This window comes from Paenibacillus sp. 1-18, from assembly GCF_000520755.1.
Taxonomy (GTDB): Bacteria; Bacillota; Bacilli; order Paenibacillales; family Paenibacillaceae; genus Paenibacillus; species Paenibacillus brasilensis.
In genome coordinates, this window is sequence record NZ_ASSB01000243.1 from 1 (window position 1) to 7,712 (window position 7,712).

A 7,712-nucleotide genomic window follows, 5' to 3' on the forward strand; every position below is an offset into this window, starting at 1 on the left:
GACTTACGGGCCAGACTTGGCGATCAGCCTTACGTATGCCCGATCCCACCGGAAATCCAGCCCGGTGCAAATCAGGTGCGAGCCCAGTAGTAAAACCATGATGGTCAGGGGTGATCTCCATCTACACGGACAAGGATTTAACCATTAGGCCTGTAAAAGAAGAAGACTTACATGCTCTTTGGACGCTAACCTATAAAGAAGAAGCTCCAGAATGGAAGCAATGGGATGCGCCTTATTACGAACATAGGGCGCTTTCCTGGGAGGATTATTTACAAGGTAAAGAAGATCGAGTCGAACAAGATGACTTTTGGCTCATTGAGGTGGAAGGCAAGATCATTGGAACCGTAAGCTACTATTGGGAGCATCAACCTTCCCAATGGCTTGAAATGGGGATAGGTATCTATGATTCGGAGTATTGGAGTGGTGGCTATGGTACGAGAGCACTTCGATTGTGGATCGACCATTTGTTTAATACATTGCCTTTAGTAAGAGTAGGCTTTACAACCTGGTCAGGAAACCGTCGGATGATGAAGGTGGGGGAGAAGCTGGGCATGACCCTCGAAGCCAGGCTTCGCAAGTGCAGATATTATAATGGAGAGTATTATGATTCGATCCGAATGGGGCTACTGCGGGAAGAGTGGCGGGGATAGTTGTTCTGCAAATAAGAACCTTTCTATGCTAAAAAGATGACCTCTGAATTGATCAGGAGTCATCTTTTTATAATCCACACTGGTATTTTGGACTTTCTCGGTAAATCTATTCTGATTCCCGAAGTCGTTCTACAATACTTTGTTTGTCGTTCATAGAATAGACTGCTACTGGAATAAGTATCCCAAGCAATAACAGTAAAGGCAATGAGGCTAGAAGTGGCCAAAGTATAAAGTGATAGCTTAAAAGCCATAGCAAGCTGCAAAACGGTTTTACAATCAAAAGAGAAAATAAGACTGCCAATAGAATAGAGGTCAGGCTGGTGGCGCAAACATAATACAGTCCTTCATAAATCAGCATTCCCCGCAATTGCCGTTTAGTCATGCCTATGCTCTGCAACATAGCAAATTCATTGCGCCGGGTCAGTATGCTGGTTAAAATCGCATTTAAAAAGTTCAGGATACCTATCAGGCCAATAATCAAGCTAAGCGTGCCACCGATCAACTCGACAGTGGTTTGCATACCTGATAAAGCGTCCCTTGATGTAATTTTGGATTCGTAGTTCATCATCGGTTCGATTGTTTCAGTGTAGCGCTTCAAAAAGCTCTGCATGGACGCTTCCTGATTCGAGGATACATTAAAGGCATAACTCATCACAGCAGGCTCTTTTACAAGTGATTTGTATATTTCTGCCGGGAGGTAGAAGCTATTATAGCTCGAAAGGCGATTCGAATTGGTGGATTTGATACCGACATGGCCAAGTACTGTAAACTTATGTGCTATATCCTCTGTATTCAGTGGAGCATCTGCTGTTCCTGCATAACTATGCAATGTAACGTTCTCCCCCACTTTATGATGAATGCTTTCCATGTAAGGCTTGTCGTTGTCGTTCAGTTCGACTCCCTCCAGGATATACTTACCGGAAGCCAGTTTCTTAAAATCAAGCTCGCCATCAATCAATTGCAGTCGATGCAGGGGCAAATCTTCCAGCCCATACACGTCTACAAGGAAGTTGCCGTGAGCGTCAGTGTTCTGGGTATCATCCGTAATTCCCTTTGTATTTTCAGCCGTGAAAGCTGTTGGGTCACCGTACAATCGGCCGCCTTCTTTGAAGCCTGGTTGTGCCTGTACAGCCTTAATAAAACTTTCGGTGGTCCCATTTTCTTGCCCACTAAAACTGCTGGGAATCTGGAAATATTCAGCATGAGCAATAAGAAAATCGGTATCATTAAATTTGGCTAAAAATTTATCCATATCAAAGCTCCGAGATAGTGTGAAGGCAGTGTTCAGAAGGACCAAGCTTAAAGAAAGACTTATAACCACTAAAACGGTGCGTTTTTTATTACGCCCCAAATTGGAACGAGCCATGAGGTGGATTTTTGCACCTCCGATTGATTTTTTCAGCTTACCATTGTTCTTGTTTACTCCACCTGTGTATCTGACTGCTTCTACCGGCGATACGGACGAGGCAACTCTGCCTGGCTTGAAAGTGCTGATCATTACGGTAATGAGTGCGAACAAAGCCGATCCTATAAAAATCCATGGGTTGGGGGATACCGATACCTCGGTACCGTTATATATACTCATATTTATGATAAAAGGCACGAGCGATTTACCGACAAAAAAACCTGCTATCAATCCGATTGGGATTCCTAGCGCTGATAGAATCAGTGCTTGTCTGCGAATAATCCGGCGTATCTGCTTGCGGCTTGTACCGATCGTCTTTAAGAGACCGTAAAAACGGATATCTCGCATCACTGATATTTGGAAAATATTATATATAATCAAATAACCGGTAAACATGATCAGTAACAGGGCAGAAGTTAACGCTATGATTGTCTCTGTATCTAAACTAAAATTAGTCGAGATGTATGCCCAATTTACATTATTCGCGATATAGTTCGGTGCATCTTCGTCAAGTGAATAACCGCTTTCGGTAATCACTTTATTGAGCTTTCCTCGCAAATCAAGGCTGTTGTCGAACATCATATATGCACTAATGGTTCCTGTATGGAAGTGATCTTTTTTATAGTTGCTTTGTAATTCCTTGGCATGAGCATCCACATAGGATCTGGAGGCCAATATTTGTCCTGCGTTAAACACAGGATCGCTTTTCCACCAGCCGGAGAGGATAAAATCACGCTGTACTTCTTTATCTCGTATGTTAAGCTTCAGCCTCAAAGGTGCTCCAAGCTCCAGTGGAACACCCAATAGCTGCAGTGTCTTGGAGTCTGCAATCACTTCATTTTCCGCCACAGGCCTGTGTCCCTCTTTAAGCTCAATAAAACCAAGCTTCATCCCTACATCATCGTAATACCAGAACTCTGTGTGCCGCTTTAGAAAGTTATCGTTCATAACTCCGTCGCTTAATATACGGTTATAAGCTATTTCCTTGATTAACGGATGATCCTTGACATGATTAAATTCGTCATCCGTTATATATTTAAGTACGGCATGTCCATCTCCACCGGACTGTCGCATAGTTGCCCGCTGTAAGTTTTCAACAGCGCCAATCCCCAAGGTGTACAACGTTGTAAATAACAATGAAGTGAGAGCTATGGCAACAATGGCAAAGAGGTTACGGGCTTTGTTTACTTTGAAGCTCTTATCTGCCAGATTGCGGATCGCTTTTTTATTTCTAACCTGAATCATTTGCCTTCACCGCCAACTATTTTACCGTCCTCAATGCGGATGATGCGGTCTGCCATCTGCGCGATTTCTTCATTATGAGTAATCATTACCATCGTTTGGGCGAACTGTTGGCTGGATACTTTGATCAATCCCATCACATCCAGACTGGTTTTACTGTCCAGGTTCCCGGTGGGTTCATCTGCTAAAACAATTGCAGGTTTCGCTGCCAATGCTCTGGCGATGGCTACACGCTGCTGCTGGCCTCCCGATAGATGGTTGGGCAGGTTATTCAACTTTTGGTCAAGACCCAAAGTATGTACAATTTTATCTATGTGGGTTTTGTCTGGCTCTTTACCATCCAGTTCAATAGGAAGCACAATATTTTCGTAGACATTCAAGACAGGCACCAGGTTGTAATTTTGAAAAACAAAGCCAATCTTTCGTCTGCGAAAAATAGTCAATTCTTCGTCCTTCAATGTAAAAATATCCTTGCCGTCAATCGTAACGTTTCCACTGGTTGGACGATCAAGTCCACCCAGTATATGGAGAAGGGTAGATTTGCCGCTCCCGGATGTACCGACAATGGCCACAAACTCTCCGCTTTCCACCTCCAGGTTAACTCCATCTAAGGCATGAACAGCAGTATCCCCGTTACCATAATACTTTTTCAATTCCTGTGTTTTTAACAGAGCCATATACGTTCTCCTTCACAAAAAAATGTCTGGACCGTAGTCATCTACAGTACAGACACTAACACACTAATCTTTCTACAATCTTTCTGGAATCTAACAATACTGAAAGGATTAAGTATCCATAGAAAGAAAAATAGAGAAGGTAGAGCCACTGCCGTAGCGTGACCATACCTTGATATAGCCCCCCTCCGCAGCGATGATTTCTCTAGCTAAAAACAACCCAATCCCGACACCCTCCTGCGAGCTAACAGTGGGGGAGCGAAAGAAGCGGGTAAAGATTTTACCTTGTTCTTCTTCTGCAATGCCTATGCCGCTATCGGTAATATCAATTCTGCAAAACAAATCGTATGCCATCACTTTTATATTCATGCTTCCGCCTGCCTCTGTATATTTTATGGCGTTATCCATAATGTTATAGACAGCTTCACTCGTCCACTTTAGGTCAAAATAAGCATGGGTAACTGTGTCCTCCCTAATAACTGAAATCCCTTTGGCATCTGCCTTTGGCGTTATTTGCTCCAGTGCAGCATCGAGAAGCTTTTGAACAGATTCCCGCCTTGGCGATACCGTGATAATCCCAGCTTCAAGCCGTGAAGTTTTAACTAATGCATGGATCAGAAAGTTAAGCTTTTCGGCCTGTGCAGATAAAGCTTTCACACAAGTGGAGGTATCCTGCGGTAGTTCGTATTCGCTAAGTAGTTGGGAATAAAGCAGGATATTAGCAATAGGCGTTTTTGTTTGATGTGAAATATCGGAAATCAGCTCATTTATTTTATTCTTTTCGGCAAGCAGTTTTTCGGAAGACACGGAGCAAATAGAAAGAAATTTGGCAAATTTCGCTTCTATTGCAGAGAGAACGGATTCATCAAAGACATCTTCTGAGAAGCTGCCATTTATCGCGGCATCCAGCATGTTCTCAATAGTTTTCATTGTTCTTTGGACGCTCCTGCGATACAGCATAATAGCAACCACAGCAGTGCATACAGCAGCGACGCCAATTCCAATACACATATAAAGGAGTGTTGTCATCTTATTTCATCGCCCATGTATAGCCCAGCCCATACACCGTTTTAATATATTGTGGGGAGGAGGGATGATCCTCCAATTTATCCCGCAACCTTTTTATCGTAACCGACAAGGCATTTTCACCTACATACTCAGCTCCGTCAGTCCAGATGCTGTCTATCAAATGATCACGCGAAACGGTATTTCCTCGATTGTTGATTAGGATGCGCAACAATTTTTGTTCAGTTTTACTTAGTTCAATGGGCGTACCATTCTTAATAAATTCCATCCTCTCGAATGAAAAGGAAAAATTGTCGAGCTGAATGGAGTCTGCAAGCGAGTATCTGGATTTCTTTAGCTGAACGCCGACTCTTGCTCTCAGTACCATAAGACTGAAAGGCTTTGTGATATAGTCGTCAGCCCCCAGTTCAAAACCAGTGACGACATCTGTTTCCATATCATTCGCAGTCAGAACGATGACGGGTATAGTTGTTTTTTTTCGTATATGGGTTAAAAGGTCGAGTCCACTTCCATCCGGCAAATTTACATCAAGAATCATTAGGTCAAAGGCAGTGACGTTCAATTGTTCTTTTGCAGCAGCTATGTCATACGTTTGCGTAAATAGGTTGTTAGGTTCTTTAAGAGCAAGAACAATACCGTTACTCAAGGCGATATCGTCCTCGACGATTAGTATGTGATTCATCATGTTCCTCCTGTTTTTTTGATTCATCAAGTTAATGAATCCCGAATTCCAAGAACTGCTTACAGTAAAAATGGAAAAGAGGGGCCTAAAATCCTCCACCTCTATTTTACAGGATATTGCTCTTATTTGCTCATTCGCTCTTCAGACTATTCAAGTTTTGCTAGCCTCCTTTTGCCATAGTTTATTCAATGCAAAAAATTTGACAGATACAATATCACTGATATAATTTATGCTAGTTCATTTTGATAATGATTATCATTATTGAAGGGAGGACAGGGCCGAAGCTTGGTATAGGTTTATGGAGAACAGGCTCCCTTGGTTAAAAACATGAAGAAATTGCGTTATTTAATACTGGCTTTTCTGCTACTGGGCTTTGCCTCGGTTTTTATAAGTGTTCATGATGTCACTCCACTTGATTTGTTCCACCTTACCGATGATCAGGCGCAGGTGCTCCTGATTAGCAGGCTTCCACGTTTGATTAGCATTATTATCGCTGGAGCGAGTATGAGTATCTGTGGACTTATCATGCAGCAGCTTACCCAGAACCGGTTTGTATCGCCTACTACCGCAGGAACGATGGATGCTGCACGCTTGGGTGTTTTGACCGCGATTATGGTGTTTGGAGCGGCTGGATTTTGGACGAAGATGCTGACGGCTTTCGGATTTGCCCTGGCGGGGACACTGATTTTCATGAAGATACTGGATAAAATCCGTTTCAAGGACCCGGTATTTATCCCATTGGTTGGTTTGATGTTCGGAGGCATTTTGAATTCAGTGACGACCTTCTTTGCTTATAAATACAATCTGATCCAGAGCATTTCTTCGTGGATGCAGGGCGATTTTTCCCTGATCATGAGCGGACGCTACGAGATGCTGTATCTTAGTGTTCCTTTGGTTGCGTTGGCGTACATATATGCGAATCGTTTTACAATTGCAGGCATGGGTGAGGATTTTGCGGCCAATTTGGGCGTACATTACAAGCGCACCGTCAATGTCGGTTTGATGATCGTGGCTTTGGTTTCCTCTGTTGTCATCTTAACGGTCGGGACGATTCCCTTTTTGGGGCTGGTTGTACCCAATCTGGTCAGCATGTATATGGGGGATCATCTGAAAAAAAGTCTGGCCCATACAGCGATCCTGGGCGCCGTCTTTGTGCTGTTTTGCGATATTTTAGGGCGGGTGATTATTTATCCGTATGAAATTTCTGTAGGGCTTACGGTTGGTGTGATCGGGAGCGCGTTGTTCTTGTATTTGCTGCTGAGGAGAAGGGCTTATGAATCCTAAATTAAAAATTGGCATATTAGCTGCTGCCGCGCTTGTGTTGATTGCTGCTTTCGTGTTTATAGATCTTCCACATACCTGGCATTACGCGCTGCCACGACGATTGAAAAAGATCGCTGCCTTCATCCTGACAGGGGGTTCGATTGCTTTTGCAACGGTTATTTTCCAGACGATTACCAATAACAAAATTTTGACCCCGAGTATTATCGGGCTGGATTCATTGTATATGCTGATTCAGACCACCATAGTGTTTGCGTTTGGCTCCGTACCGTTCATTTCGACCAGCAGAGAGCTGAATTTCTTACTGTCCGTGGGCTTGATGGTGCTGTTTGCAGGTTTGTTGTACAAATTAATTTTTCGCAAGGATGGACGCGGGATCTATGTACTTCTGTTGATTGGTCTGGTGTTCGGCACGCTGTTCAACAGTTTGTCCACCTTTATGGAAGTGCTGATTGACCCCAACGAATTTGCGAAAGTTCAGGACAAAAGCTTTGCCAGCTTCAGTAATGTCAATACCGAGCTGCTGTGGCTATCTGTAGTGATTCTTGTGTTTGTATTCGCTTATGCGTGGAGGTTCATCAAGTATCTGGATGTGCTGTCGCTCGGACGGGAGCATGCGATTAACTTGGGGCTTCCATATTCGTCAGCATCATCGCCTTGGCTGGCTGCTAACTGCTGGCAGAGCGAGTTTTTGACTTATCGACAACGGTCAGCGTCATTATTAACTTTATCGGGGGGGGGGGGGTTTCCTG

The 7,712-nt window shown here is 43.6% G+C and carries 7 protein-coding genes; 3 read left to right on the top strand and 4 right to left on the bottom strand.

All coding sequences use genetic code 11. The features are described 5' to 3' along the window. Positions 1-119: 119 nt before the first annotated feature. A complete protein-coding gene (locus L693_RS0115105; protein ID WP_025717966.1) occupies positions 120-650 on the top strand; it encodes a GNAT family N-acetyltransferase in 531 nt (176 codons plus the stop codon). A gap of 106 nt (positions 651-756) precedes the next feature. On the opposite strand, the gene L693_RS0115110 is transcribed toward L693_RS0115105, so the two are convergent. The 4 genes from L693_RS0115110 to L693_RS0115125 form a co-directional block, all read right to left on the bottom strand. Then, positions 757-3,300, bottom strand: a complete 2,544-nt coding sequence (locus L693_RS0115110) for an ABC transporter permease (RefSeq protein WP_025717967.1) — start codon at positions 3,298-3,300, stop codon at positions 757-759. Further along, positions 3,297-3,974, bottom strand: coding sequence for an ABC transporter ATP-binding protein (locus L693_RS0115115; protein ID WP_025717968.1), 678 nt, complete (start codon positions 3,972-3,974; stop codon positions 3,297-3,299). Before L693_RS0115115 ends, L693_RS0115110 begins: the two co-directional genes overlap by 4 nt. 108 nt (positions 3,975-4,082) lie before the next feature. Beyond that, complete coding sequence (locus tag L693_RS0115120) at positions 4,083-5,000, bottom strand: sensor histidine kinase (RefSeq protein ID WP_025717969.1); 918 nt, start codon at positions 4,998-5,000, stop codon at positions 4,083-4,085. A gap of 1 nt (position 5,001) precedes the next feature. Then, complete coding sequence (locus tag L693_RS0115125; RefSeq protein WP_025717970.1) at positions 5,002-5,679, bottom strand: response regulator transcription factor; 678 nt, start codon at positions 5,677-5,679, stop codon at positions 5,002-5,004. 327 nt (positions 5,680-6,006) lie between these two features. Between L693_RS0115125 and L693_RS0115130 the strand changes: the two genes are divergently transcribed. Both L693_RS0115130 and L693_RS0115135 read left to right on the top strand, forming a co-directional pair. Continuing rightward, positions 6,007-6,963, top strand: a complete 957-nt coding sequence (locus L693_RS0115130; RefSeq protein ID WP_025717971.1) for an ABC transporter permease — start codon at positions 6,007-6,009, stop codon at positions 6,961-6,963. Beyond that, on the top strand, positions 6,953-7,712 hold a 760-nt coding region (locus L693_RS0115135; protein WP_442950181.1), incomplete at its 3' end, for an iron chelate uptake ABC transporter family permease subunit. The genes L693_RS0115130 and L693_RS0115135, both read left to right, overlap by 11 nt.